General features: G+C 68.6%; 16 protein-coding genes. 8 read left to right on the forward strand and 8 right to left on the reverse strand.

All coding sequences use genetic code 11. The features are described 5' to 3' along the window. Nucleotides 1-10 precede the first annotated feature (10 nt). The 5 genes from kdpB to AC1RR5_RS25145 all read left to right on the forward strand — a co-directional run bounded on the left by kdpB (nt 11) and on the right by AC1RR5_RS25145 (nt 6,811). The gene (kdpB, locus tag AC1RR5_RS25125; RefSeq protein WP_492926202.1) at nt 11-2,047 is read left to right on the forward strand and encodes a potassium-transporting ATPase subunit KdpB; all 2,037 of its coding nucleotides are present in this window, start codon (nt 11-13) and stop codon (nt 2,045-2,047) included. A 102-nt stretch (nt 2,048-2,149) separates the two neighbouring features. Beyond that, nucleotides 2,150-2,830, forward strand: coding sequence for a TorF family putative porin (locus tag AC1RR5_RS25130; RefSeq protein WP_492926204.1), 681 nt, complete (start codon nt 2,150-2,152; stop codon nt 2,828-2,830). Nucleotides 2,831-2,846: 16 nt separating this feature from the next. Then, nucleotides 2,847-3,425, forward strand: coding sequence for a potassium-transporting ATPase subunit KdpC (gene kdpC, locus AC1RR5_RS25135; RefSeq protein WP_492926206.1), 579 nt, complete (start codon nt 2,847-2,849; stop codon nt 3,423-3,425). Next, nucleotides 3,426-6,104: an ATP-binding protein gene (locus AC1RR5_RS25140; protein ID WP_492926208.1), complete on the forward strand. Its 2,679-nt coding sequence runs from the start codon at nt 3,426-3,428 to the stop codon at nt 6,102-6,104. A gap of 8 nt (nt 6,105-6,112) precedes the next feature. After that, a complete protein-coding gene (locus AC1RR5_RS25145) occupies nt 6,113-6,811 on the forward strand; it encodes a response regulator (RefSeq protein ID WP_492926210.1) in 699 nt (232 codons plus the stop codon). Here AC1RR5_RS25145 and AC1RR5_RS25150 read toward each other — a convergent pair. From AC1RR5_RS25150 to AC1RR5_RS25175, 6 genes are all read right to left on the reverse strand, one after another. Then, a complete protein-coding gene (locus AC1RR5_RS25150; protein WP_492926212.1) occupies nt 6,808-7,551 on the reverse strand; it encodes an IclR family transcriptional regulator in 744 nt (247 codons plus the stop codon). The genes AC1RR5_RS25145 and AC1RR5_RS25150 overlap by 4 nt on opposite strands. Nucleotides 7,552-7,603: 52 nt before the next feature. Then, nucleotides 7,604-10,399: a TonB-dependent receptor gene (locus tag AC1RR5_RS25155; protein ID WP_492926214.1), complete on the reverse strand. Its 2,796-nt coding sequence runs from the start codon at nt 10,397-10,399 to the stop codon at nt 7,604-7,606. Between the two features lie 250 nt (nt 10,400-10,649). Beyond that, nucleotides 10,650-12,161 carry an alkaline phosphatase D family protein gene (locus tag AC1RR5_RS25160; protein ID WP_492926216.1) on the reverse strand — a complete coding sequence of 504 codons (1,512 nt, stop codon included), beginning with the start codon at nt 12,159-12,161 and terminating at the stop codon, nt 10,650-10,652. Between the two features lie 62 nt (nt 12,162-12,223). Beyond that, on the reverse strand, nt 12,224-14,722 hold the full coding sequence (locus AC1RR5_RS25165; RefSeq protein WP_492926218.1) for a TonB-dependent receptor: 2,499 nt from the start codon (nt 14,720-14,722) through the stop codon (nt 12,224-12,226). Between the two features lie 117 nt (nt 14,723-14,839). Then, nucleotides 14,840-15,787, reverse strand: a complete 948-nt coding sequence (locus tag AC1RR5_RS25170; protein ID WP_492926220.1) for a FecR family protein — start codon at nt 15,785-15,787, stop codon at nt 14,840-14,842. Then, the gene (locus AC1RR5_RS25175; RefSeq protein ID WP_492926222.1) at nt 15,787-16,341 is read right to left on the reverse strand and encodes an RNA polymerase sigma factor; all 555 of its coding nucleotides are present in this window, start codon (nt 16,339-16,341) and stop codon (nt 15,787-15,789) included. Before AC1RR5_RS25175 ends, AC1RR5_RS25170 begins: the two co-directional genes overlap by 1 nt. A gap of 219 nt (nt 16,342-16,560) precedes the next feature. On the opposite strand from AC1RR5_RS25175, the gene AC1RR5_RS25180 reads away from it, so the two are divergent. The 3 genes from AC1RR5_RS25180 (at nt 16,561) to AC1RR5_RS25190 (ending at nt 22,107) form a co-directional block, all read left to right on the forward strand. Next, nucleotides 16,561-17,823 carry an MFS transporter gene (locus AC1RR5_RS25180; protein ID WP_492926224.1) on the forward strand — a complete coding sequence of 421 codons (1,263 nt, stop codon included), beginning with the start codon at nt 16,561-16,563 and terminating at the stop codon, nt 17,821-17,823. Between the two features lie 126 nt (nt 17,824-17,949). Beyond that, the gene (locus AC1RR5_RS25185; RefSeq protein ID WP_492926226.1) at nt 17,950-19,821 is read left to right on the forward strand and encodes a hypothetical protein; all 1,872 of its coding nucleotides are present in this window, start codon (nt 17,950-17,952) and stop codon (nt 19,819-19,821) included. 177 nt (nt 19,822-19,998) lie between these two features. Beyond that, entirely contained in the window at nt 19,999-22,107 is a 2,109-nt protein-coding gene (locus AC1RR5_RS25190; RefSeq protein WP_492926228.1) for a TonB-dependent receptor, read from the forward strand. A 104-nt stretch (nt 22,108-22,211) separates the two neighbouring features. Here AC1RR5_RS25190 and AC1RR5_RS25195 read toward each other — a convergent pair whose 3' ends face one another. Beyond that, a complete protein-coding gene (locus AC1RR5_RS25195) occupies nt 22,212-23,354 on the reverse strand; it encodes a lactonase family protein (protein ID WP_492926230.1) in 1,143 nt (380 codons plus the stop codon). After that, on the reverse strand, nt 23,354-24,592 hold the full coding sequence (locus tag AC1RR5_RS25200; RefSeq protein ID WP_492926232.1) for a LysR substrate-binding domain-containing protein: 1,239 nt from the start codon (nt 24,590-24,592) through the stop codon (nt 23,354-23,356). Before AC1RR5_RS25200 ends, AC1RR5_RS25195 begins: the two co-directional genes overlap by 1 nt. Nucleotides 24,593-24,965 lie beyond the last annotated feature (373 nt).

Consider the following 24,965-nt stretch of genomic DNA (forward strand, 5'->3'; position numbering starts at 1 on the left):
TGGTGATCCTATGAGCGCTATAAACATCCGCGCCGGCGGTCTTTCCGGCCCGGTCCTGGCCCGCGCGGCCAAGGATTCCTTCCTCAAGCTCGATCCGCGCAAGCTGACGGGCAATCCGGTGATCTTCGCCACCTGGATCGTGGCCCTGCTGTCGACCGTCTCGGCGGTCGCGGCCGTGGCCAACCACCAGGCGGCGGGCTTCGCCATCCAGGTCTCGATCTGGCTGTGGGCCACCGTGCTGTTCGCCAACCTGGCCGAAAGCGTCGCCGAAGGGCGCGGCAAGGCGGCGGCCGACAGCCTGCGCGCCACCCGCGTGACCACCAAGGCCAAGCTGATCGTCGACGACAAGACCGGGACCTATGTCCCGACCCCGGCCCACAAGCTTGGCGTCGGGGAGGTGATCCTGGTCGAGGCCGGCGACGTGATCCCGACCGATGGCGAGATCATCGAGGGCATGGCCAGCGTCAACGAGGCGGCCATCACCGGCGAAAGCGCGCCGGTGATCCGCGAAAGCGGCGGCGACCGCTCGGCCGTCACCGGCGGCACCACCATCGTCTCCGACTGGCTGAAGATCCGTGTCACGGCCGAGGCCGGCAACACCTTCCTGGACCGCATGATCGCCATGGTCGAGGGCGCGGACCGTCGCAAGACGCCGAACGAGATCGCCCTGGCCGTGCTGCTGGCCGGTCTGACCCTGATCTTCCTAATCGCGGTCGTGACCCTGCTGGGCCTGGGCAAGTTCTCGGGCGTGGTGCTGGATCCTCTGGTGCTGGGCGCGCTGTTCATTACGCTGATCCCGACGACCATCGGCGGCCTGCTGTCGGCCGTCGGCATTGCCGGCATGGACCGCCTGCTGAAGGTCAACGTCCTGGCCACCTCTGGCCGCGCCGTGGAAGCCGCCGGCGACGTCGACACCCTGCTGCTGGACAAGACGGGCACCATCACCTTCGGCAACCGTATGGCCACCGAAGTGATCCCGGCCCCGGGCGTGCGTCCGGAGGCGGCCATGCGCGCGGCTCTCATGGCCTCGCTGGCCGACGAGACCCCGGAAGGCCGCTCGATCATCGAACTGGCCCGCAACCAGGGCCTGTCGGTCGAGCAACCGGCCGGCGCTACGGCGATCCCGTTCACGGCTCAGACCCGCCAGTCGGGCCTGGATCATGACGGCCGGAGTTGGCGCAAGGGCGCGGTGGACGCTGTCTACCGCTCGCTGGCGCTGGAACCCAAGAGCGTCGCGGTCGAGCTGACCGGCGCGGTGGACCGTATCGCCCGCTCGGGCGGCACGCCGCTGGCCGTCAGCGAGGACGGCGTCCTGGTCGGCGTCATCCACCTGAAGGACGTCGTGAAGCCCGGCGTGAAGGAGCGCTTCGCCGACCTGCGTCGCATGGGTCTGCGCACGGTGATGATCACCGGCGACAACCCGGTGACCGCCGCCGCCATCGCCTCGGAAGCCGGCGTCGACGACTTCCTGGCCGAGGCCACGCCCGAGGACAAGCTGCGCTTGATCCGGGAAGAGCAGGGCAAGGGCCGCCTGGTCGCCATGTGCGGCGACGGCGCCAACGATGCGCCGGCCCTGGCTCAGGCCGATGTCGGTGTGGCCATGCAGACCGGCGCTCAAGCCGCTCGCGAGGCCGGCAACATGGTCGACCTGGACAGCGACCCGACCAAGGTCATCGAGATCGTCGAGGTCGGCAAGCAGATGCTGATCACCCGCGGCGCCCTGACGACCTTCTCGATCGCCAACGACGTGGCCAAGTACTTCGCCATCATCCCGGCGATGTTCGTGGCCTCGCTGCCGGCCTTGGGCGCGCTGAACGTCATGCACCTGCACAGCCCGCAGAGCGCGATCCTGTCGGCGGTGATCTTCAACGCCCTGGTGATCGTCGCCCTGATCCCGCTGGCCCTGAAGGGTGTGAAGTACCGCGCCATCGGCGCCGGCAAGCTCCTGTCGCGCAACCTGACGCTCTACGGCATCGGCGGCCTGCTGGCCCCGTTCGTCGGCATCAAGCTGATCGACATGATCGTCTCGGCCCTGGGGCTGGCCTGATGCTCCGCCCGATCGCCAAGGACTTCGCCTTCGGCGTCGAGGCGATCGGGCTCGTCTTCCTGGCGGCTTTCTCCGCCGAACTCTTCCTCTGAAAGAACTCCAATGACTTCCCGCATTTTCGCCGCCGTCTCGGTTCTGGCCCTGTCTGCTGGCGTCGCCCAGGCCCAGGACGGGCCGAAGCTGAGCTACAACCTCGGCCTCGCCTCGGACTACGTGTTCCGCGGCGTTTCCCAGACCCAGGAAGACCCGCAGCTGTTTGGCGGCGTCGACCTGAGCGCCGGCAAGTTCTACGCCGGGACCTGGGCCTCGAACGTCGACTTCGGTGACAAGACCGACGCCGAGGTCGACCTCTATGCCGGCTACAAGCCCACCGTCGGCGCGGTCTCGCTGGATCTCGGCGTGATCTATTACGGCTATCTCGGTGCGCCGAAGGGCGCCGACTACGGCAATGTCGAGTTCAAGGCCGCAGTTTCGGTCCCGGCGGGCAAGGGCGGCCTGGGCGCTGCGGTCTACTACAGCCCCGACAGCTTCGGCGCCGCCGACGAGGCCGTCTATTACGAGCTGAACGGCAGCTATCCGGTCGTCGACAAGCTGTCGGTTTCGGCCGCCGTCGGCCGCCAGACCTACAAGGGCTCGGGCGACTACGCGACCTGGAACGTCGGGGCGGTCTACGCCATCAACGACAAGCTCTCGCTCGACCTTCGCTATCACGACACCGACGAACATGGCTTCGGCAAGATCTATGGCGCGCGCGCCGTGGCGTCGCTGAAGGCCGTGTTCTAGAAGGGAGTTCAAAGCCATGCTTTCGCATCTTCGTCCCGCTCTGGTCTCGATGGGCCTCTTCACCGCGCTGCTGGGCGTGGCCTATCCGCTGGCCGTCACCGGCGTCGCCAACGCGGCGTTCCCGGCCCAGGCCGGCGGCAGTCTGATCAAGGACGCCAAAGGCCAGATCGTCGGCTCGGCCCTGATCGGCCAGGTCTTCGCCAAGCCGGAATACTTCCACGGTCGCCCGTCCGCCGCCGGCAATGGCTATGACGCCGGCGCCTCCAGCGGCTCGAACATGGGTCCGATGAACGACAAGCTGATCGAGCGTGAGAAGACCGACGCCGCTGCTCTGCGCGCCGAGAACCCCGGCGTGGCCATCCCGGCCGACGCGGTGACGACCTCGGGCTCGGGCCTGGACCCCGAGATCTCGCCGGCCAATGCCCGCTTCCAGGCGCCCCGCGTGGCCAAGGCGCGCGGCGTGCCTGAGAAGGCCGTGTTGGCCACGATCGAACAGTATACGGACCAGCCGTTGCTGGGCTTCATCGGCCAGCCGCGTGTCAACGTGCTGGCGCTGAACCGGGCGCTCGACGCTCGCTTCCAGAAGGGCGGGTAGTTGCCGGCGGACGAACCTTACCGTCCTGACCCAGAGGCGCTCCTGGCCGCCGCCAACAAGGCGCGCCGGGGGCGCCTCAAGGTGTTTCTGGGCATGGCGCCCGGCGTGGGCAAGACCTACGAGATGCTGCGCGCCGCCCGCCGCCGCAAGGCCGAGGGCGTCGATGTCCTGATCGGCGTGGTCGAGACGCACGGCCGCCGCGAGACCGAGAGCCTGCTGCGCGGCATGGAGGTCCTGCCGCGCAAGCCGATCGAGCATCGCGGCCGCGTGCAGATGGAGTTCGACATCGACGCGGCGCTCGAGCGCAAGCCCAAGATTCTGCTGGTCGACGAATACGCCCACTCCAACGCCATCGGCTCGCGCCATCCCAAGCGCTGGCAGGATGTCGAGGAGTTGCTGGCCGCTGGCGTCGACGTCTGGACTACTCTGAACGTCCAGCACCTGGAGAGCCTGGTCGACGTCATCCAGCGCATCACCGGCGTGCGCCAGCGCGAGACCGTGCCCGACAGCGCCCTGTCGCGCGCCGACGCCATCGAGCTGGTGGACATCACGCCCGACGAGCTGCGCGAGCGGATGGCGGCCGGCAAGGTCTATGTGCCCGAGACCGCGCGCCTGGCCTCGGAGAACTTCTTCAAGGTCGAGAACCTGACGGCCCTGCGCGAGCTGGCCCTGCGCCGCGCGGCCCAGACGGTGGATGACCAGCTCGTCGCCGCGATGCGGGAGAAGGGTGTCGAGGGGCCCTGGGCGGCGGGCGAGCGGATCCTCGTCCTGGTCAGTGGCGACGCCATGGCCGGGGCCCTGGTCCGCGCGGGCCGGCGGCTGTCGGACATGATGATGGACGCCCCGTGGATCGTCGCCCACGTCGAGCGCACCGACCGGCCGGCGGCCGGGGAGGGCAGCGCCACCCGCCTGCGCGAAGCCTATCGCCTGGCGGAACAGCTAGGCGGCACGACCGTGGGCCTGACCGGCGGCGACATGGTCGCGACCGTGATGGCCTATGCTCGCCGCAGCAACGTCACCCAGATCGTCATCGGCAAGTCGATCGAGAGCCGCTGGCGCGAAATCCTCGGCCGTTCGCTGGCGGCGGCCCTGCTGCGCGAGGCGCGGGGCGTGGCGGTGCACGTGGTCACCGAGGCCGCCCCCGAGCGTGAGCCCAAGCCGACGCGGTCGCTGAATCTGGGAAGCTGGCAAGGCTATGCGGTCGGGGCGCTGTTCGTGGCGGCCGCGACGCTGACCGCCTGGGGCCTGGACGTCGCCTTCGACCGCGTCGACCTGGGGATGATCTTCCTGGCCGCGGTGCTGGCGGCCGGCGTGCTGCATGGTCTGAGGCCCGCCCTGGCGGCGGCGACCGTGGCCTTTCTCGTCTACAACTACTTGTTCCTGGCGCCGCGCTACAGCCTGGCGATCGGTGCGCCGACCGACTTTATCACCCTGGTCGTCTTCTGGGCCGTGGCCTTGGCGTCGGGCGGTCTCGCGGGCCGTGTCCGCGACCAGGCCCTGGGCTCGCAGCGCCGCGCCGCCGCCGTCGCCACCTTGCTGGCCGCCAGTCGGACGCTTTCGGCGGCCACGGGCAGAGACGCCGTCGCCCGCGCCCTGGCCGAGCAGGTCGCCGCCGCGGCCGGCGGGCGGTCGATGGTGTTCCTGCCGCAGGGCGAGGAGATCGCGTCCGCGGCCGGCTCGCCCAGCCTGGAGCCGCTGGACGCCGCCCAGATGGCCGCCGCCCGCTGGGCCTGGGAGAAGGGCGAGGCGGCCGGCTTCGGCACCGGCACCCTGCCACAGGCCCGCTGGACCTTCTGGCCGCTGGAGGGCGTGCGCGCCCGCACCGGCGTGGCCGGCGTCGAGGCCGGCGCCGCGCCGCCCGGCTCGGACCTGGAGCGCTTGGTCCTGGCCCTGCTGGAACAGGGCGCCGTGGCGCTGGAGCGCTCGCAGCTGGCCTCCGAAGCCCTGGAGACCGAGACCCTGCGCCGCGCCGACCGCTTCCGCTCGGCTCTCATGAACTCGGTCAGCCACGACCTGCGCACGCCGCTGTCGACGGTGCTAGGCGCCTCGACCACGCTGCTGGACTACGGCGACAAGATGCAGAAGGCCGTTCGCGACGACCTGCTGCTCAGCATCCGCGAGGAGGCCGAGCGCCTCAGCCGCTACGTCGCCAACCTGCTGGACATGACCCGCCTGGAAGGCGGTGGACTGAAGCTGCGCAGTGACTGGACCGACGTCCGCGATGTGCTGAACGCGGCGGCCGAGCGGGTCACCCGCCGCCTGGGCGAGCGGACTCTGACGCGCGACTATCCGACTACTCTGACCCTGGTCCAAGCGGACGCCAGCCTGCTCGAGCAAGTGGTCGTCAACATTCTGGAAAACGCCATCACCTACAGCGGCGACGGTAGCCGGATCGAGCTGGCGGTCTATGAGGATCGCGGCAATGTCGTGATCAGCGTCGAGGACGAGGGCAGGGGCGTTCCGCCGGCCGAGCTGGAGCGGATCTTCGACAAGTTCCGCCGCATGGAGGAGCCCAGCGACCGCCACCAGGGTGCGGGGCTGGGCCTGGCTATCGCCAAGGGGTTCGTCGACGCCATGGGCGGCCGGATCGCCGCCGCCAGTCCGATCCACGACGGTCGCGGCACCCGCATGCTGATCAGCCTGCCCAAGGCGATCGCCACGCCGCGTGATCTGCTATGACCGCGTCCATGAGTTCGCGCCACCGCATCCTGGTCATCGACGACGAGCCCCAGATCCACCGGTTCCTGGGCCCGGCCCTGGACGCCGCCGGCTACGAGCCGCTGCGCGCCGATAGCGGCCAGGAGGGTCTGCGGGGCATCGCGCTGTGGTCGCCCGACGCCGTGGTGCTGGACCTGGGCTTGCCCGATATGGACGGCAAGGACGTGCTGGAGAAGGCCCGGGCGTTCTATGACGGCCCGATCCTGATCCTGTCGGCCCGCGACCGCGAGATCGAGAAGATCCAGGCCCTGGATCGCGGGGCCAACGACTATGTCGAGAAGCCCTTCGGCGTCGGCGAGCTGCTGGCCCGCTTGCGCGCCGCCCTGCGCCAGACCGGCCGCGCCCAGGCGCCCAGCGGCCCGATCCGCGCCGGCGAGGTCGAGATCGACCTGGAAAAGCGCCGCGTCACCCGCGCCGGCGAGGCCGTGAAGCTGTCGCCGCGCGAATACGACGTGCTGACCCGCCTGGCGCTGGGCCACGGCAAGGTGCTGACCCACAAGGAACTGCTGACGGCGGTCTGGGGTCCGGCGCACGCCCACGACACCCAGTACCTGCGGGTCTTCGTCGGCCAACTGCGCCAGAAGTTGGAAGCCGATCCGGCGATGCCCAGGATACTGCAGACCGAGCCCGGCATCGGCTACCGCCTCGTCGGCGACGACGAGGCCTAGGACGTCCAGCCCAGGCGCCGGCTGACCACGGTGGCGGCCTGGGCGATGCGTCGCCCGGCGTCGTCCATCTGTTCCGCCGACATGTATTGCTGGGCGCTGGACAGGCTGAGCGCGGCGATCACCTCGCCGCTGGCGTCGCGGATCGGCGCGGCTACGCAGCAGATGCGTTCGCCATCCTCGCCGATGTGGCGCGAGAAGCCCTCGGCCAGCAGGGCGTCCTGGCTCTCGGCCGGAAAGCTGGCTCGCCAGACCGCCAGCGGCGCATCCATCAGCAGGGCTCGGCCCAGGGCGGTGGCGTCGACGCGGTTGCGGTCGCCCAGCTGGTGGCGCACAGCCAGCAGGCGGCGGCTGGGCGCGCGGGCGATATAGACGATGTACTCGCCGTCGCGGATGGCCAGGTTGGTCGCGTCGCTGGTCTCGAGGCTGAGCGCGTCCAGTGTCGGCTGGGCGATGGCGATCAGGTTGGCGCCTTCGCGCGCCAGGGCGCCCAGGCTGAGGATCCTGGGACCGAGCTGGTAGCCCTTGCGGGAGTCGTGCCTCAGCAGGCCACGATCCACCAAGGCCGAGGCCAGGCGATAGGCGGTGCTGCGGGTCAGGCCTAGCTTTCCGGTCAGGTCGGCCAGGCTGATAGGCCCCATGCTGACGGCGTCGAGGATGTCGAGCGCGCGCATCAGGGAGCGGCTGACGTCGGTCCTGTCCCGCAGGGGGATCGACGGCGATACAGCGATTGGAAGGGTCATGGGCGGATGGACGCTCGCCTTCCCGAACTGGGGAAAGCGAGCGTCGTTTCCACTAGAACTTGGCGCGCACCCCGAAGAAGAAGCGCGAACCGAAGGTCTCGTTGCCGATCCGGCGGACGGCGTTGTTGTTCTCGATCCGGACCTCGTCGGTCAGGTTCACGCCTTCGACGAAGACCGTGATGTTGTCGCTGACATTGTAGCTGGCCGAGGCGTCCAGCGAGCCGTAGGCCTCGTTGAACTCCGGCAGGCTGCCGCGGCCGACGGCCGTGATCAGCCACTGGTCACGCCAGTTGTACGAGGCGCGGGCGCTGAACTTCTCGTTCTCGTAGTAGAGCGAGACGTTGTAGCTCTTTCGCGACAGGCCCGGGAACGGCAGGATCTCGCCGGTCAGTAGGTTCGCGCCCTTGAAGCCCTCGTCCTTCTGGTAGGTGTAGTTGGCCAGGACGCCGAAGCCGTTGAACGGCGCGGGCAGGAAGTCGAAGGCGTATTGGCCGCCGATTTCCAGGCCGTTAATGTTGACCTGGTCGGTGCCGTTGACCGGACGGGTGATGTTGTAGGTCGTGCCGTCGATGGTTTCCGGCGCGGCCTGGTTGATGATGAACGACGAGATCTCCTTCCGGAAATAGGTCGCCGAGATGAAGCTGTCGCGGCTGAAGTACCACTCCAGGCCCGCGTCATAGGCGGTGGCCTCGAACGGCTGCAGGTCGGGGTTGCCGCGCGAGCCGGTCAGGCCGACGACGTCGATGCTGCGGCGCAGGGCCAGCTGGCTGGGCGCGGCGCGGGCCATCACCTTGCTGGCGGCGGCGCGGCCGATCAGCGTGTTGGGGATGAACTCGAAGCGCAGGTTCAGCGACGGCAGGGTCTTGGTGTAGCCGCCCTCCTGCGAGCCCTTCACGAAGTTGACCGGCGCGCCGCCACCGGGACCGGTGGTGCGGTTGTAGCCGGTCGAGACCGTCTTGGTGTCGACCACACGGACGCCCAGCGTACCGCTGATCGGCACCGGCAGGTCGCGGAAGTCGAAGGCCGCCTGGACGTAGGCGCTCTTGGTCTTTTCCTCGACGGACCAGGTGTCGAGGAAGGCCTGGAAGCTGCCCGAGCCACCGGCCTTTTCGGCGGTGTTGGGGTTGGGGTTGACGCCGTAGACGTCGTTCTGCAGGCCGGCCGCCGCCAGGGTGGCGTTGTAGGTGGCCAGGGTGTTGTCGTTCCAGTAGCGGACGCCGCCCGAGTAACCCAGGTCGCCGGTCTTGAAGAACGGGATGCTGTTGGTCACCGAGTTGGTGTTGACGATGCCCTCGATCGTCGAGCAGGGCACGGCCACCGCGACGGCCGCGGCGCTGCTGGCGTCGGCGCGGCAGTTGAGGCGCGTGGTGCGCTGGTACAGGACCTGGTCGGTCTGGAACTGACGCGCCTGGACGCCGCCCTTGATCTGCGTCAGCCACGAGCCTTCCGGCTTGTAGGTGACGTTGAACTGCTCGGCGGTCTCTTCGGAGGTGTTGTTACGCGGGTTGAACACGGCGTCCAGGCGGTTGACGCCCTGGCCCGTGGTCACGTCCAGGCCCGGGAACGAGAAGTTCGGGGCGCGCTGGCTGCCGGTGTAGTCGATGATCGCGCGCGGCACGCCGAAGACCGTGGCGGTCGAGTTGATCTCGTTGTTCTGGACCTCGGCGTTGGAGTAGTCGAGGCGGGCGTCGAACACCCAGTTGTCCAGCTTCCACTCGCCGCCCAGGGCGGTCGTGTACTGGGTGCGGGTCAGGTCGCCCAGGATGTTGCGATAGGCCAGGTCCATCGGGAAGGCGGCGCTGCTGGTCAGCTCGATGTGGTTGACCGTGTTGTCGCTGCCCAGCGTCGTCTTGCTGTAGTCGATCAGACCGCCCGAGGCGCCCAGCTGCAGCAGCGAGCTGTTCACCTTCTCGGTGGCCGTGGCGTAGGTGCCGTCGAAATAGGCCTTGAAGTTGTCGTTCGGACGCCATTCCAGGATGCCGTTCAGCGCCTTCCGCTTGGTCTCGCGGCGGTCGATGATCAGGCGCGGGATTTCCGGGACCCAGTCCAGCGTGCCGTCGTTGTTGACGTCGGTGCTGCGCCCAGGCGTCGCGCCCGCGCCGGTCGCCGTCAGCGCCCGGCGAATCCAGCCCGTGGTGCGGGCGTTGTTGCTGTTGAGGTGACGGTTTTCCCAGGTGCCTGACAGCAGGACGCCCAAGGTGTCGTTGAAGAAGGTCTTGCTGCCGATCAGCGCGAACTTGGGGTCGTACTTCTTGGCCAGGTTCGAATAGACGCCCTGGACCGAGCCGGCCACGAAGGGTTGCTTGCTGTCGAACGGACGGCGGGTGATCACCCGCACGGTGCCGCCGATGCCGCCTTCGGCCATGTCGGCGGTCGGCGACTTGACGACGTCCAGGCGCGAGACGAACTCGACGGGGATGTCACGGAAGTCGACGGCGCGGTCGCTGCCGCCCACGGTCAGGGACAGAGCCGACGAGCCGTTGATCTCGACGCGGTTCAGGCCCGGATCAGCGCCGCGGATGCTGACGCCGCGGCCTTCGCCGTCCTGACGGCTGATCTGCACGCCGGTCACCCGTTGCAGGGCTTCGGAGAGGTTCTTGTCCGGGAAGTCGCCGATGTCCTCGGCCGAGATGGTGTCGACCACCTGCAGCGAGCTGCGCTTCACATCCATGGCGCTGCGCAGGCTGGCGCGGATGCCGGTCACGACGATCTCGTCGACGACAGCGGGCTCCGAAGGGGGCGGGGCGGTCTGGGCGACGGCTGCGCCGGCGACCGAGGACAGCAGGACAGTTGCGACCGCAAGGCGCGAGGCGCCCGACCGCCATTGCGTACGCGAAGACGTCTTCATGGTTTCCTCTCCATTGTGCGAACCCATCGTTGCTCAGTGCCCCTGAGGTCGATGGTCTCATATTTTGGTATTCGATCCCGAATATGGGGAAGATATCGCCATTTCAGCGTTCGTGTCGAGAGGGGCGAAAAGTTTCCGCGCCGAAATTTGCCCAGCCGCACGGGCTGCATGAGCGTGCGCGTGCCGGCGCGAGCGCGCCGCGGCTGAAATGGAAATTCTGGGTTGGCGAGAGGGCCGGGCCTGGGCGGCGCTAGGCGACCTGGGCGCCCGGACGGCGATCCTCGACCGCGAACCGCGCCAGGCTTTGGGTGACGCCCGCAGGGTCGGCCTGGTCGGAGACGGCGCGCAGATCGACATCCAGTCGCTGAGGCGTCGCCTCGATCAGGGTGTAGCCCGAGCGCTCGATGTCGGCGAAGCGGACGTGGGAATTGCGGGCGCCGACCTCGCTGTAGCGAGCTTTCGGCGCGTGGCTCGCCGCCAGGCAGGTGGTCACCAGTTCCGTGGCTACCGGCGGCGCATCGGTCCTGGGCCGCAGGTCGTTGACCATGAAGGCGTGGATGTCGCCGCTCAGCACCACGGCGTTGCGGACCGACCGACCGGTCAGGCCGTGCATCAGGCGGTCGCGGGCGGCGGCATAACCGTCCCACTGGTCCGACATCACGCCTTCGGACGTCTCGATCGGAGCGACCACCGTCTGCTGGGCCAGCAGGGTCCAGCGGCCACGCTCGGCCTCTAGCGTCTTGTCCAGCCAGGCCTCCTGCGCCGCGCCCAGCATGGTGCGGTCGGGCGCGGCCAGGGCAGGGCAGTCGCGACGTGGGCGGTTGCCGCTCTGGCCCGGCGGGTTGCAGGCCTGGGCCGAGCGATACTGCCGCCCGTCCAGCACGGGCAGGCTGACCAGATCGCCCCAGGCCAGGCGTCGATAGAGCCTTGGCCGGTCCGGGCGCGCCCACAGGCTGGGCCGCACCGGCAAGTGCTCGAAATAGGCCTGGTAGGCCGCCGCCCGCCGCCGTACGAAGACCGCCGGATCCAGCGCCTTCAGATTGGCCAGATCGGCATAGTCGTTCTCGACCTCGTGGTCGTCCCAGGTCACGACCCAGGGCGCCAGGCGATGAGCCTCGCGCAGGTCGGCGTCGGACTTGTAGATCGCGTGCCGGCGGCGATAACCGTCGAGGTCGACCGGCTCGGGCGCGTCGAAGGCGCGAACCTTCGGAAACTGCGTGTAGCTGTTCTCGTAGATGTAGTCGCCCAGCTGCACGATCAGGTCGGGCTGGGCGGCGACCATGTCGCGATAGGCGGTAAACCAGCCAAGTTCGAAGTGCTGGCACGAGCTGACGGCGATGCGCGCGCGTTCGGCGCGCTCGGGCGCGGTGGCGGTGCGGCCGACCGGGCTGACCGCGCCCAGTGCGTGAAAGCGATACCAGTAGGCGCGACCGGGCCGAAGACCCGAGATTTCGACATGCAGCGCATGGCCCAGGGCGGGCGACGCCGCGCGACGCCCGCGCCGCACGATCCGGCGGAAGGCCTCGTCCTCGGCGACCTCGTAGGCCACCGGCACGGCGGGGGCGTCGAGCAGCGCGCCGCCGGCGCTGAGGCGGGTCCACAGCACGAAGCCGTCGGTCGAGGGATCGCCGCTGGCCACCCCTAGCGCGAAGGGCTCGGCGGGCGCGGCGCGGCGGATCTCCAACCCTTGCGTCGCCGTCGCGCGGGCCAGGAAAAGGCCGGTCGAGGCCGCCATCACGGCGCGGCGCGTTAGCAGGGACATCGCGAGGATCTCGTTGGAAGGGCGAGGCGACCCGGCCCGGAAAGGACCGGATCGCCTCAGGATCAGAAGTCGAACCGCGCGCCGATCCCGTAGGTGGCCGGCGCGCCGACCAGACGGGCCGCGCCGTTCAGCTCGGGGAAGTAGACCTCGTCGGTGATGTTGCGACCGTAGGCGTAGAGCGTCCAGTTCTTCGGCGTGGCCAGGTCCACCCGGGCGTTGACCAGGGTGTAGGCCTTGGCCGTGTTGCCCGGCGTGGCGTTCAGGCGGTTGGACTCCTCGCCATGGTGGGTGACGCCCACGCGGCTGCGCAGCGACCAGCCCTCGCTCAGCGTGATGCTGTGGTTCAGGCTGGCGGTGGCCGACACGTCCGGCGCGCCGGGCAGGGGGTCACCGACCGTCTGCAGCACCTCGGCCACGCGATTGGACGAGAACGACAGCACCTCGGTGTCCAGCCAGGCAGCGTTGACGTCGAAGGTCAGCTGCTGGCGCTCGGTGCGCAGCAGCTGGGCGCTGAGTGCGACCTCGATCCCCTTGCTGCTGGCCTTGCCGACATTGGCCCGGCCGTTGGTGTCGTTAGCGAGGCGCGTCGTGGCCTGCAGCTCGCTGAAGCGGTAGTCGAAGGCGTCCAGCGACAGGCGTAGGCGCGGCGTGGTCCAGCGCAGGCCGGCCTCGTAGGCGCGCACGGTCTCCGAGGCGAAGGGCTTGGTCTCGGCCACGGTGAAGATCGAGGTGCCGTCGAAGCCACCGCCACGATAGCCGGTGCCGGCCGACACGAAGACGTTCAGCGCCGAGGTGACGTCGTACTTCACCGTCAGACGGCCCGAGACGTTGTCGTCGTCAAACTTTTCGTCCCAGGCAAACGGGTTGGTCGTCGTGAAGGTCGTCGTGAAGGTGCTGATGCCCCACGGATTGTGGTCGACGTTGCGGCCGACATAGTGGGCGTTGTCACGGGTGTAGCGCAGGCCGGCCGAGACCTGCAGGCGCTCGATCAGGCGATAGTCGGCCTGGCCGAACAGGGCGAAGCTGTCGCGCTCCTGGCGGTGCAGGTTGTCGTAGTTGGTCAGGGCCGAATAGCTGATCCAGTTGGTGTCGAACTTGACCTCGTCGGTGACGTAGAAGGCGCCGGCGATCCAGTCCAGCTTGCCGCCCGTGTCGTCGGCCAGACGCAGTTCCACCGACGATTGGCTGAGCTTCTCCTTGGCGTCGAAATACGAGGCCGGGTAGGGCGAGCCGTCGCCATTGCCCTTCACCGCGCGCTTGCTGCCCTGCAAGCCGCCGATGGCGGTGAAGTTCAGGTTCTCGCGCACCTTGTGGCTGAAGCTCGCCGAACCGCCGTAGATGTCGATGGCCTGGGTGGGATAGCCGACCGAGTAGAACTCGTACGGGTCGGCGTTCTCGCCGGCGTTGGCGACCGTGGCGTCCAGCGAGCGGGCGATGCGGTCATATTGGCGGGTGTCACCCCGATCGCGGCTGCCGAACAGCTTCACGACCAGATCGCTCTCGGGCGCCATCTTGAAGTCGAAGGTGGCGCGGCCAGCGACCAGGTCCTTGTCGCCAAAGCCCTCGCGGCGGCCAGGATCGACCAGGGCCGGCACCTGGGTCTGCACCACGCCGCGCACCGACGGGCGGAAGCCGGCCAGGAGGCCAGCGCCAGCGCCGTTCATGAAGCCGCCGCCGTTCTGGGCCAGCACCGCCAGGCGGACGCCCAGGTTCTCGCTGACCGGACCGCCGACCGAGGCTTCCAGCTCGGTGTAGTCGTAGCTGCCGTACTCGACGCGGCCCGAGCCTTCGACTACCTGGCCGGGACCGCGGGTGATGGCATTGATGACGCCGGCCGTGGTGTTGCGGCCGTAAAGCGTGCCTTGCGGACCCTTCAGAACCTCGATGCGGTCGAGGTCGAACAGCGGCATGCCCAGATAGGCGTTCGAGGTCTGGTAGACGCCGTCGACATGCAGGGCGACCGAGGGGTTGCCGTTGGGCTTGTAGTCGTCGGCGCCGCCGATGCCGCGGATGCTGATCAGGCCGTAGTTGGTGCCGCCGAAGGCGTAGTTCACCGAGACGCCAGCCACCTGATCGACCAGGTCGACGACATTGGTGATGCCGCGCCGCTGGGCGTCGCCGCCTTCAACGACGGTCACGGCGATCGGGACGTTCTCGATCCGCGCCGAGCGCTTCTGGGCGGTGACGATCACTTCTTCCAGTTCGGCGACGACCGGATTTTCCTGCACCGAGATCAGGAAGGTGCGCGGGCCGGTCATGGTCGCCTTCAGGCCCGAGCCAGCCAACAGGTCGCGCAGCGCCTCGGCCGGCGCGCGGGTCCCAACGACGGCGTTGGCGCGCTTGCCCTTCACCAGGTTGGACGCATACAGCACCTGCACGTCGGCCTGCTTGGCGAAGGCGGGCAGGGCCAGTTCCAGCGGCTGGGTCGGCAGGGTGAAGGCCACCGGCGGCGCGGCGGTCTCCTGGGCCAGGGCCGGCGCCGCGGCGCCCAGGACGACCACGGCGCAGCAGGCCATCAGGCCGCGCCGAAGGCCGGCGGCTTGGGAAACTCGGTTCGTCATCGTGCTTTCCTGAAACATCGCGGCCCCCGTCGACCGGTCAACCCCAGGAACTGCGGCCCCGCCGAAAGCCTCACCTTGTCGTGAAAATTTCATCGACCGTCGGGCCGTCGGCGCGGCTCATTCGGCGATTTCCCAGGTCGTCTTGTCGACCTGATGGACCTTCACGCCAAAGCCCACGCGCAGGGCGTTGGCGAACTCGCGGCCGCCGTCGTAGCGGAACGATCCCGAGATCCGGATGTCGTCCAGCCGCGCGTCGGAGGCCAGGGACAGCTGGTCGCTGGAATAGCGATTGAACGCCGCCGCCACCTGCGGCAACGGCGTGTCGCTGAACACCAGCCGGCCGTCGCGCCAGGCGGTCAGTTCCTCCAGATCGGCCGCCACGACCGGCCGCGCGCCGGCTTGGCCCGACAGCATCTGGCCCGTCGTCACTCTCCGGACCGCGCCTTGCCCGACTGCGGCGACGTCGAGTGCGCCGTCCTCGATCAGGATCTGCGCCGTCTCGCCCTGCTTGGTGACCTGGAAGCGGCCGCCGGCGCCCTGGGCGTGCTCATCGCCGACGACGAGCTGGAACGGCTGGTCGGGCGCCAGGCGCACGTCGAAATAGGCCTGTCCCTCGACCAGGCGTACGCGCCGGCGCTTGTCGTCGTACTGGACGCGCACCGTCGACAGCGGGGCCAGGGTCAAGCTGGACCCGTCCGGCAGGGGCGCGGTCAGGCGCTCGCCGGCGCCGGTGCGGATCGTCGCCCCGGCCGCGCTGGCCATCATCACCGCCACGCCGCCCGCGCCGGCCGCCGTCGCGGCGCCCGCCAGGCCGAAGATCGTGCGCCGGCGACTGACGCCCGAGGCGTCCCGCAAGGCGGCCGCGCGCATCGCCATCAGGCCATCAGCGCCCTTGGCCGCGCCCAGGGTCGACCAGGCGTCGGCGGTCTGCTGGTAGGCCTCGGCATGGCCGGGCGCCTCGAGCCATTCGAGGAACGCCTTGCGATCGTCGGCGCTCAGCGGCCCGCGATCAGCCTTGGCGAACCAGTGGGCGGCTTCGTCATCCTGGGAAGCGCGGCCCGCCATCAGCCTTGCTCCTGCAGGGCGTTGCGCAGCACGGCCATGGACCGCACCAGATGCTTCTCGACCGCGCTGACCGAGATGTTCAGCCGGGCGGCGATCTGGGCGTGGCTCATGTCCTCGAAGCGGCGAAGGATGACGATGGTGCGCGCGCGGGGCGACAGCGCCTTGAGGGCGCGTTGGATGCGTTCCAGGTTCTGTCTCCCGCCAACCACATCCTCGGCGTCCGGAAGGTCGTCGGCCAGGTCGATGCGATCCAGTTCGACCGCGCTCAACCTGGGCCGTGTCCGCTCGCGTTTGACCTTGTCGCGCAGCAGATTGGCCGCCGCCTCGAACACGTAGCCATCGACGCTTTCCAGGGCCATCAGGCCGGGACGACGCAGCAGGCGCAGGAAAAGGTCCTGCACCAGCTCCTCGCTGTCGGGCTGCGACCCCGTCCGGCGAGCGAAATAGCGCAGCAAGGGCAGCCGCAGGCGTCGGGTGAGAGCCTCGAACCGCTCCGCGCCCCCAGTGTTCCCGGGCTCGCAGGTCGGGCCACGGTCAAGAACGGGCAATGACATGGCCGAGCCGAATGCCAGCCCGACACGACAGTGATGTGACGCCCCCGGAGGTTCTGGCGTCACCCCATCCAGCGGCTGACGGGGACCGCGGTATCGGCCGGCCGCGCGCGGGAGCCATTCAAGGCGGCTCGCAGGCTATCGGAACTGAGGCGATGTTGCCGGCCGGATATGATTTTACGCGCCCGCGGGGCTAGAAGGCGCGTCGGTTAGGAGAAGACATTGGCCCAGCATCCGTTCGCGTTCCGGGATTTCCGCTATTTCTGGACCGCGCGGCTGTGTTCGACCCTGGCCCAGAACACTCTGGTCATCGTCGTCGGATGGCAGGTCTATGACCTGGCCCGGCGAACCATGGACACCCAGGACGCCGCCCTGCAACTGGGCTTGGTAGGCTTGGCGCAGTTCGTGCCGCTGTTCGTGCTGACCCTGGTGACGGGATGGGCGGCCGATCGTTTCGATCGCCGCCTGATCATCTGCCTCACCACCTCGCTACAACTGCTGTGCGCGGCGGCGCTGGGGCTACTGACCTGGAGCGGGGCGGCGTCGCTGCAGGCCCTGATGGCGGTGGCGGTGTTCCTGGGCGTGGCGCGGGCCTTCTCGATGCCGGCCCTGAACGCCCTGGGCCCCAACATCGTGCCGCCCGCGGTGCTGCCGCACGCCATCGCCACTAACGCCATCGCCGGCCGGGTCGGCTCGATCCTGGGCCCGGCCATGGGCGGTTATCTCTACGCCTGGAGCCCGCCCGCGCCCTATGCGGCGAGCGCGGGGCTGTTCGTGCTGTCGTTGGTCGGCATGCTGCTGGTCCGCCCCGTCCGCCGGGCGATCGGCGAGCCGCGCAAGCCGTGGCTGCTGATGATCGAGGGCCTGGCCTATGTGCGCGGCAACAAGATCGTGCTGGGCGCCATCTCGCTGGACCTGTTCGCCGTGCTGCTGGGCGGGGCGACGGCCATGCTGCCGATCTTTGCGCGTGACATCCTGCACGTGGGGCCGGAGGGCCTCGGCCACCTGCGCGCCGCGCCGGCCGTGGGGGCGATGGCGACGGCGCTGTTGTTCGCCTGGCGGCCGCTGAAGCACAGCGTCGGGATCAAGATGCTGGTCTCGGTCGCCGTGTTTGGGCTGGCCACCGTGATCTTCGGCCTGTCGCGCTGGATGCCCTTGTCGCTGGGGTGCCTGGTGATCCTGGGCGCGTCCGACATGCTGTCGGTCTATGTCCGCCAGTCGCTGATGCAGCTGTCGACGCCCGACGAGATGCGCGGCCGGGTCGGGGCGGTGTCGTCCCTGTTCATCTCCGCCTCGAACGAGCTGGGCGAGGCGGAGTCCGGCTTTTTGGCCGCCGCGATCGGACCGGCGCCGGCCGTGGTGTTCGGCGGCATCGGCGCGATCATGGTCACCGGCCTCTGGGCCTGGTGGTTTCCGGTCCTGCGCCGGGCGCGGACGTTCGAGGGGACGGCGAATGGCCAGAACTCGGGGAATGGATCGGGTTGAGCGCAAATCTGATGCGCGCGGGCAGGGCGGTCTCGGCTTAGCCTAGCGGACGAGAAGTCGCGGGCCGACGCGACCCCATGAAGATAAGTCCGCCAGGCAAGAGGCGGCGCGTACCCGGAGGAACATATGGATCGCCGACAACTCCTCGCCGCCATCCCGGCCTTGTTCATGGCGGGCGAAGCGATGGCCGCGGCGCCCAAGAAGGCGGCAGCGACCGCAAAGCCGCACGGCGTGATGTTGATGAACCGCATCGGCCCGTCGTCGTCGGAGCTCTACATCGCTGACGCCGATGGCTCCAACGAGCGCAAGCTGCTGGGCGCGTCGGTGTTCGACTACCACGCCAGCTTCAGCGCCGACGGCAGGTCGGTGGTGTTCACGTCCGAGCGCAACGGTGACGGCCAGTCTGACCTGTTCCGCGCCAACCTGGACGGGAGCAACATCCAGCCGCTAATCGTCGGTCCGGCCGTCGAGGACGCCGGCGAGCTATCGCCGGACGGGACGCGCCTGGCTTTCGTCTCGACCCGCGAGGGCTATCGAACCAACATCTGGGTCAAGGACCTGAAGACCGGCCGCCTGGCCAACCTGACCGGCGCCGAGGACGTGCAGGGCGATCCCAGCCTGCCCAACGGCTTCTTCCGCCCGGCCTGGTCGCCGGACGGCAAATGGCTGGCCTTCTCGTCAGATCGTAACACCGATTGGCGCGGCCACCACGACGGCAAGGGCTGGGAGCACACCCAGGAGCTGTCGATCTATGTGATCGGCGCCGACGGCAAGGGCTTCCGCCGCGTGGCGTCCAAACCCGGCTTCTGCCTGGGGTCGCCCAAGTGGTCGCCGGACGGCAAGCGCATCGCCTTCTACGAGCTGGCGACCGAGGACACCTGGGGCGCGCGGCGGCCCGAGCTGCTGGCCAGGACCGTCTCGCAGATCGTCTCGGTCGACGTCGCCACCGGCCAGCGGATCGAGCACACCGAGGGGCCGGGCCTGAAGCTCTTCCCGCAGTTCCTGGTCGACGGTTCGCTGGCTTATCACGTCAAGGGCGGGGCCGACGAAGGCCTCTACTACACCTCGGGCGCGGCGCCGGTGCGGCGCTTCCTGCGCTCGCCGGTCTGGTCGCCGGACGGCAAGAGCGTGATCTACGAGAAGGTCGGTTTCAAGGCCCGCGCCTCGTACAAGCCGCTCTACAGCTGGGACAAGGACTGGGAGTACAAACACATCGACGTGTTCCCGGTCGTGGCCAATGACGGCACCCTGGCGATCACCGAGAAACAGCTGGGCAACTCGTCGCTGATCACCCTGAACCGCGACGGCTCTGGCCGGCAGGTGGTGTTCGACGTCAACGGCAAGGGCCTGGATCCCGAGTTGGTCAAGAAGGGTCTGGCCGGCGCCTTCCAGCCCGCCTGGTCGCCCGATAGCCAGTGGCTGGCCTTCGGCCTGGGCAACTGGTTCCAGGAGCGCGCCCGCAGCAAGGCGGTGATCATGCGCGTGCGCCGCGACGGGACCGGCTACGAGGCCCTGACCGACGGCTCGATCCATTCGGGCTTCCCCAGCTATTCGGCCGACGGCAAGGAGATCGTCTACCGGGTCTGGGGCGAGGCCGAGAAAGGCCTGCGGGTGATCGATGTCGAGACCCGTCAGATCCGCGTGCTGACCACCGGCTACGACAACCTGCCGTTCTGGTCGCCGGACGGGAAACTTATCGTCTTCACCCGCAAGGTCGATGCGGTGAACTTCGACGTCTACACGATCCGGCCCGACGGCTCGGACCTGCAGCGCCTGACGACCAACCGCGGCAATGACGGCCACGCGGTGTGGAGCGCCGACGGGAAGATCCTGTTCAGCACCGGCATGTACGGCTTCCGCGAGGAGGCCGCGCTCTACGACAATACCTTCCAGCCCTACGGCCAGATCATGGTCATGAACGCCGACGGCACGGGCAAGCGCCTGGTCACCGACAGCCTGTGGGAAGATTCCATGCCGCTGTATTTGCCCGCGAAATAAGGCCAACGGGGTCGCCGAAGCTATCGGCCGCTGCGGGTTTTCGATCCCTCTTCCACGCCCATCGCCTGTTCTACTTCGGATCAGGGCGAGCGGCGCAGAGCAGCGCCGAGGTCGCCCGAAGACCAAACGACGCCTGTCCGCAAGAGACGGGACGATCAGAACAAAAGGGAGGATTCAATGAGGGGACAATCGTTCCGCGTCGCGCTGCTGGCCGGCGCATGCGTCACGGGCCTGGCCGCGCAGGCCCGAGCCCAGACCGCCCAAAGCAACGAACCCGCCGCCCTGGAAGAGGTGGTCGTCACCGCCCAGAAGCGCAGCGAGAACGTCCAGAACATTCCGGTCGCCGTGACCGCCATCAGCGCCGAGAGCCTGGCTAAGCAAGGCGCGCCGAACCTGCAGGCGCTGCAGGGCTCGGCCCCGAACGTCGAGATCAACTCCAGCAACGCCGCCACCGGCGTCTCCATCCGGGGCATCTTCTCGACCAATGACGGCCCGCAGGGCGACCCAGCCGTGGCCTATCACATCGACGGCGTCTATCTGGGCCGTCCGCAGTCGACCGGTGGCCTGATCTACGACATCGCCCAGGTCGAGGTGCTGCGCGGTCCGCAAGGCACGCTGTACGGCCGCAACGCCACGGCCGGCGCGATCAACGTCATCTCGGTCAAGCCGCGCTTCGACTACGAGGGTGCGGTCGGGGCCGAGTACGGCAACTACAATACCTACGGCGTCAACGGCATGGTCAACATCCCGTTCGGCGACAAGGTCGCCGCGCGCCTGGCCATGCGCACTCAGAAGCGCGACGGCTTCGCGGCCGACGGCAAGAGCGAGGACCAGAACTCGCGGGCCTTCCGCGCCCAGCTGCTGATCAAGCCGACAGACGACCTGTCGATCCTGCTGGCCGGCGACTACGACCTGCGCAAGGGCGTCGGCCCAGCCGCCTACAAGCTGGGCGTCGCGGGCGTGGATCCGCGCTCGACCAATACCGTCAATCCTGGCGCCCACATCTACAACAAGAACAAGGGTGTCCACGCCGAGGTGAACTGGGACCTGGGCTTGGCCACCCTGACGGTGCTGCCGGCCTATCACGAGCTGGACCTCGACAACCTGTACGCCAGCGACCGTCGCATCCAGCTGAACCAGAAGGCCAAGCAGCACTCGCTGGAAGTCCGCCTGGCCTCCAAGCCCGACCAGACCATCACCTGGATCCTGGGCGCCTACTATTGGGATGAGTTGCAGAGCTCGTACCAGACGCTGCTGGCGCCGCCGACCTCGGTGCGTTTCGGCTATCCCGACATCGACGCCTATTCGCGGGCGCTGTTTGGTCAGGCGACCTGGCATGTCACCGACAAGCTGCGCGTCACCGGCGGCCTGCGCTACACGGCCGACCAGAAGAAGCAGAACGGCACGACCGAGGTCCGCAATCCGGCCGGCGTCCTGCTGTCGCGCATCACCAACGCCGCCAACAGCGAGTGGGAAGCCACCAACTGGAAGGCCTCGGTCGAATACCAGCTGGCCGAGCGCTCGCTGGTCTATGCGACGGCCGCGACCGGCTACAAGGGCGGCGGCAACTATGACGGCTTGGCCCCCAACTCCTATGAGCCGGAACACGTGCAGTCGTTCGAGGCCGGCTCGAAGAACCGCCTGTTCGACAACGCCCTGCAACTGAACGTCACGGCGTTCCACTACAAGTACGACAACTACCAGGCCAGCCAGCTGGGCTGCCTGAACTTGCCGACCAACCTGGCGCCGTGCACGGCCTCGGGCCGCCTGACCTACAATGCCGACAAGGCCACGGTGTACGGCCTGGAGCTGGAGTCGCAGTGGGCGATCACCTCCCAGGACCGCCTGGGCGTGGTCGGGGCGCTGTCGCACTCGGAGTTCAACGACTTCGTGCTGCCGGTGACGCCGTATTCGTCGGGCGGCAACTTCTCGGGCAACCCGCTGCCCAAGTCGCCGAAGTCGACCCTGACGGTGGACTACTCGCACCGCTTCGACCTGGCCAACGGCGGCACGATCACCGCCGCGGCCCGGGCGCGGGTGGTGGCCAGGCAGTACCTGCTGTTCGACATCCGCAGCGCCCTAATCAAGCAGGACGGCTACACGACCGGCGACCTGAACCTGACCTATGACTCGCCGGGCGGGACCTTCTCGGTCACGGGCTATGCCAACAACATCAGCGACGAGCTGGTGAAGGCCTACGCCTTCGCGACCTCGACTCCGGGCGTCTACTACGGAACCTACCTGCCGCCGCGCACCTACGGCGTGCGGATTGGGGCCCGGTTCTAGGACCGTTCTTCCCTGTACCTCGATCTGAAGGGCGAAGCGTCGTGGCTTCGCCCTTTCTTTTTGGGATCAGGCCAGGACCTCGCCGGGGTCTAGACTGCGCGCGCTCACAGGAAGGCGATGCTGGTCGGCTTGGTCACCGTCACGGACTGGTCCGTCGGGCTCAAGCGGCCGGTGACCGGATCGCGCGCCAGGACGGTCACCGTCCCCGAGCCCTGGTTGGCCGCCAGCAGCCAGCGGCCGAACGGATCGATGCCGAAGCTCCAGGGCGTCTGGCCGCCGGAGGCGATGCGCTGGATCTCGGTCAGGGCGCCAGTCTTCTGGTCGACCGCGTAGGCGACGATGACGTGCTCGACGCGGATCGAGGCATAGACGAAACGACCATCGAGGCTGACCGCGATCTCGGCCCCGTTGATCGGCGGATCGCCGCCGGCGCACACGGCGCTGAGTTCGGTGAGGCGGCCCTGGCGGGCGTCCCAGGCGAAGGTGCGGATCACCGGGACTATCTCGCTGATCAGGAAGGCGAAGCGGCCGTTCGGATGGAAGGTGAGGTGACGCGGGCCGACGCCGGGCGCGACGACGGCCGGCGTCGCCGAGGCCGGCGCCAGCTGATGCTTGCGGCGATCATAGGGGTGGACGAACACCCGGTCCGAACCCAGGTCGGCGACCAGGGCGAACTTGCCGGACGGGTCCAGCGCCACGCCGTGGGCGTGTGAGCTTTTCTGGCGCGGGGAGGGGCCTGAGCCCTGTTCCTGCTGCACCGACGCCACCGGCCCGACGCCACCATCGGCGCGGAGGGGCAGGGCGGCGACGTGGCCCGAGCCGTAATGGGCGACCAACAGGCCTTGGCCCTGCGCGTCCAGCGCCAGGTGTGTCGGCCCGCTGCCGCCGGAGTCGACGGTCGAGACCAGCGTCAGGGCGCCGGTCTTGAGGTCGACCTTCAGCGCGTGGACCTTGCCCTGGGTCTTGCCGTCATTGCCGGTCTCGCTGACGGCGTAGAGGGTCGGCCGCGTGGGATGGGCGAGGATCCAGGTCGGCCGCGCCAGTTCGGCGACCACGCCGATGGGCGTCAGATTGCCGGTGCTGGTGTCCAGCCGCGCGGCGAAGACGCCTTGGCCCGCCTCGTTGCCTTGCGTCCCGACATAGACCAGTTGCTGGCCCTTGGGCGCGGCCTGAACAGCAGAAGCGGCCAGCAGGCCCAGCGTTCCGGCGGCGACCGCGCGGCGGGTCGGCAATCTGGTGTCGTTCATCAGCCAGCCTTCTTCAGCAGAGTCGGAGTCGTCGCATCTGCTGTATGGCGCCGGAGCAGATCGATGAAGTCCTGGTGCAGCTTGGTCGGCAGCCAGCCGGCGCGCATCGTCACGCCGATGGCCGGGGCCGGCTCGATCGGGCCGAAGGGCAGGGCGGTCAGCTCGCTCTCGTGCATCAGCTCGTACGAGGTCATCAGGGCCAGGCGGTCAGACCGCATCAGCAGGTGCCGGATCACCGGCAGGGCGCTGGTGGCGATCGAGGTCTGCGGCGCGGCCCCGCCGCGGAACAGGCGCTCGAAGCAGCCGCGACGGCTGGAGCCGGGCGTGCCGCACACCCAGTCGTACTTCAGGAGATCCTCGACCGTGACCACGCCCTGCCTGGCCAGCTTGTGGCCTCGGCGGGCGGCAATGGCGTAGGGCGTGCGGGCCAGGGCCTCGTTGGCCAGGTCCTCGCCCTTGGTCTCCTGCACCAGGCCGATCACGAAATCGACCTCGCCGTCGCGCAGGCGCTTGAGCATCTCCGAGGCGCTCTCGTTGACGATCTTGACGTCGACCTTGGGATTGGCGCGGACGAATTCATCCAGCACCGAGGCTAGCAACACGCTGCCGCCGAACGGCATGGCGCCGATGGCGATCTGGCTGGCGACGCTGCCTTGCGCGGCCTCGATCTCCTGGATGCCCCATTCGATCTCCTGCGTGGCCAGCTTGATCCGCCGACCGAACTCTACGCCGGCCGGGGTGACCATCACGCCGGCGGCGGTGCGGTAGTAGATCGACTTCTTGAGGTTGCCCTCCAGGTCGCGCGCCGCCCGCTGCAGCGAGGCCTGGGACAGCTCCAGCGTCTGGGCCGCCTGGGCGAACGAGCCGCTCTCGACAATGGCGATCAGGCTGCGGGCCTGGGAGCGCGAGATGCGCTTGGCGATCACCGGCGCGGTCTCGGCCCCGCCGGGTACGCCCAGGACGATCAGGGCCTGCTCGAACTGTTCGAACAGGCGCGTGGTGCGGCGATGGAAGATCTCGCCGAACTCGTTCAGGTAGCTGCCGCTGGCGCGGCGCTCCAACAGCACGGCGCCGATCTGCTGCTCCAGCTTGGCGAGGGCCTGAGTCACTGCCGGCTGGGAGAGATTGCACTCCTCCGACGCCCTGCGGACGCTGTTCAGCCGGCCCACGCTTTCGAACAGCTTCAGCTGCCGAAAGCTGAGCGACGCGGCCCTGGCTTCAGGATCCATGTCGATCATTTTTGTTCCTCCCGATCGCCAAGCGGTAACAGGAATCAATCGGGGTGCAAGCGGCGGACAGAAGCGTGAAAGTCGCCACATCAGGCGCTTCGAAGCCATGGCAACGGGTCTAAAAGCCATTCTGTGCTTGCGATTGAGGCGATAACAAACGCGTCGCCACGCGCTCGATCTATTACAAGATGCGGCGCAAAACTTATCACTCGTCGCGGCGAACCTATCGCCCGTCCGATAGGAAATGGCGCGCGCCCTCAAGGTTTCGCGGCGGGCCGGTTGCGATCGCTCGAGGTCGAACGCCTTTGTCAGGACGAACGGGGCGACGTGCTGGTCCGATGACCGCCGACCAATCCCCGGATACTGATGAGTTCTGAGGAGA

It is taken from the genome of Caulobacter sp. GW821-FHT11E11, assembly GCF_058808315.1.

Bases quoted from the DNA above. Each gene is read 5' to 3' on its own strand.
- kdpB (WP_492926202.1), top strand. From the start codon at position 11: ATGAGCGCTATAAACATCCGCGCCGGCGGTCTTTCCGGCCCGGTCCTG.
- AC1RR5_RS25130 (WP_492926204.1), top strand. From the start codon at position 2,150: ATGACTTCCCGCATTTTCGCCGCCGTCTCGGTTCTGGCCCTGTCTGCT.
- kdpC (WP_492926206.1), top strand. From the start codon at position 2,847: ATGCTTTCGCATCTTCGTCCCGCTCTGGTCTCGATGGGCCTCTTCACC.
- AC1RR5_RS25145 (WP_492926210.1), top strand. From the start codon at position 6,113: ATGAGTTCGCGCCACCGCATCCTGGTCATCGACGACGAGCCCCAGATC.
- AC1RR5_RS25150 (WP_492926212.1), bottom strand. From the start codon at position 7,551: ATGACCCTTCCAATCGCTGTATCGCCGTCGATCCCCCTGCGGGACAGG.
- AC1RR5_RS25155 (WP_492926214.1), bottom strand. From the start codon at position 10,399: ATGAAGACGTCTTCGCGTACGCAATGGCGGTCGGGCGCCTCGCGCCTT.
- AC1RR5_RS25160 (WP_492926216.1), bottom strand. From the start codon at position 12,161: ATGTCCCTGCTAACGCGCCGCGCCGTGATGGCGGCCTCGACCGGCCTT.
- AC1RR5_RS25165 (WP_492926218.1), bottom strand. From the start codon at position 14,722: ATGACGAACCGAGTTTCCCAAGCCGCCGGCCTTCGGCGCGGCCTGATG.
- AC1RR5_RS25170 (WP_492926220.1), bottom strand. From the start codon at position 15,787: ATGGCGGGCCGCGCTTCCCAGGATGACGAAGCCGCCCACTGGTTCGCC.
- AC1RR5_RS25175 (WP_492926222.1), bottom strand. From the start codon at position 16,341: ATGTCATTGCCCGTTCTTGACCGTGGCCCGACCTGCGAGCCCGGGAAC.
- AC1RR5_RS25185 (WP_492926226.1), top strand. From the start codon at position 17,950: ATGGATCGCCGACAACTCCTCGCCGCCATCCCGGCCTTGTTCATGGCG.
- AC1RR5_RS25190 (WP_492926228.1), top strand. From the start codon at position 19,999: ATGAGGGGACAATCGTTCCGCGTCGCGCTGCTGGCCGGCGCATGCGTC.
- AC1RR5_RS25195 (WP_492926230.1), bottom strand. From the start codon at position 23,354: ATGAACGACACCAGATTGCCGACCCGCCGCGCGGTCGCCGCCGGAACG.
- AC1RR5_RS25200 (WP_492926232.1), bottom strand. From the start codon at position 24,592: ATGATCGACATGGATCCTGAAGCCAGGGCCGCGTCGCTCAGCTTTCGG.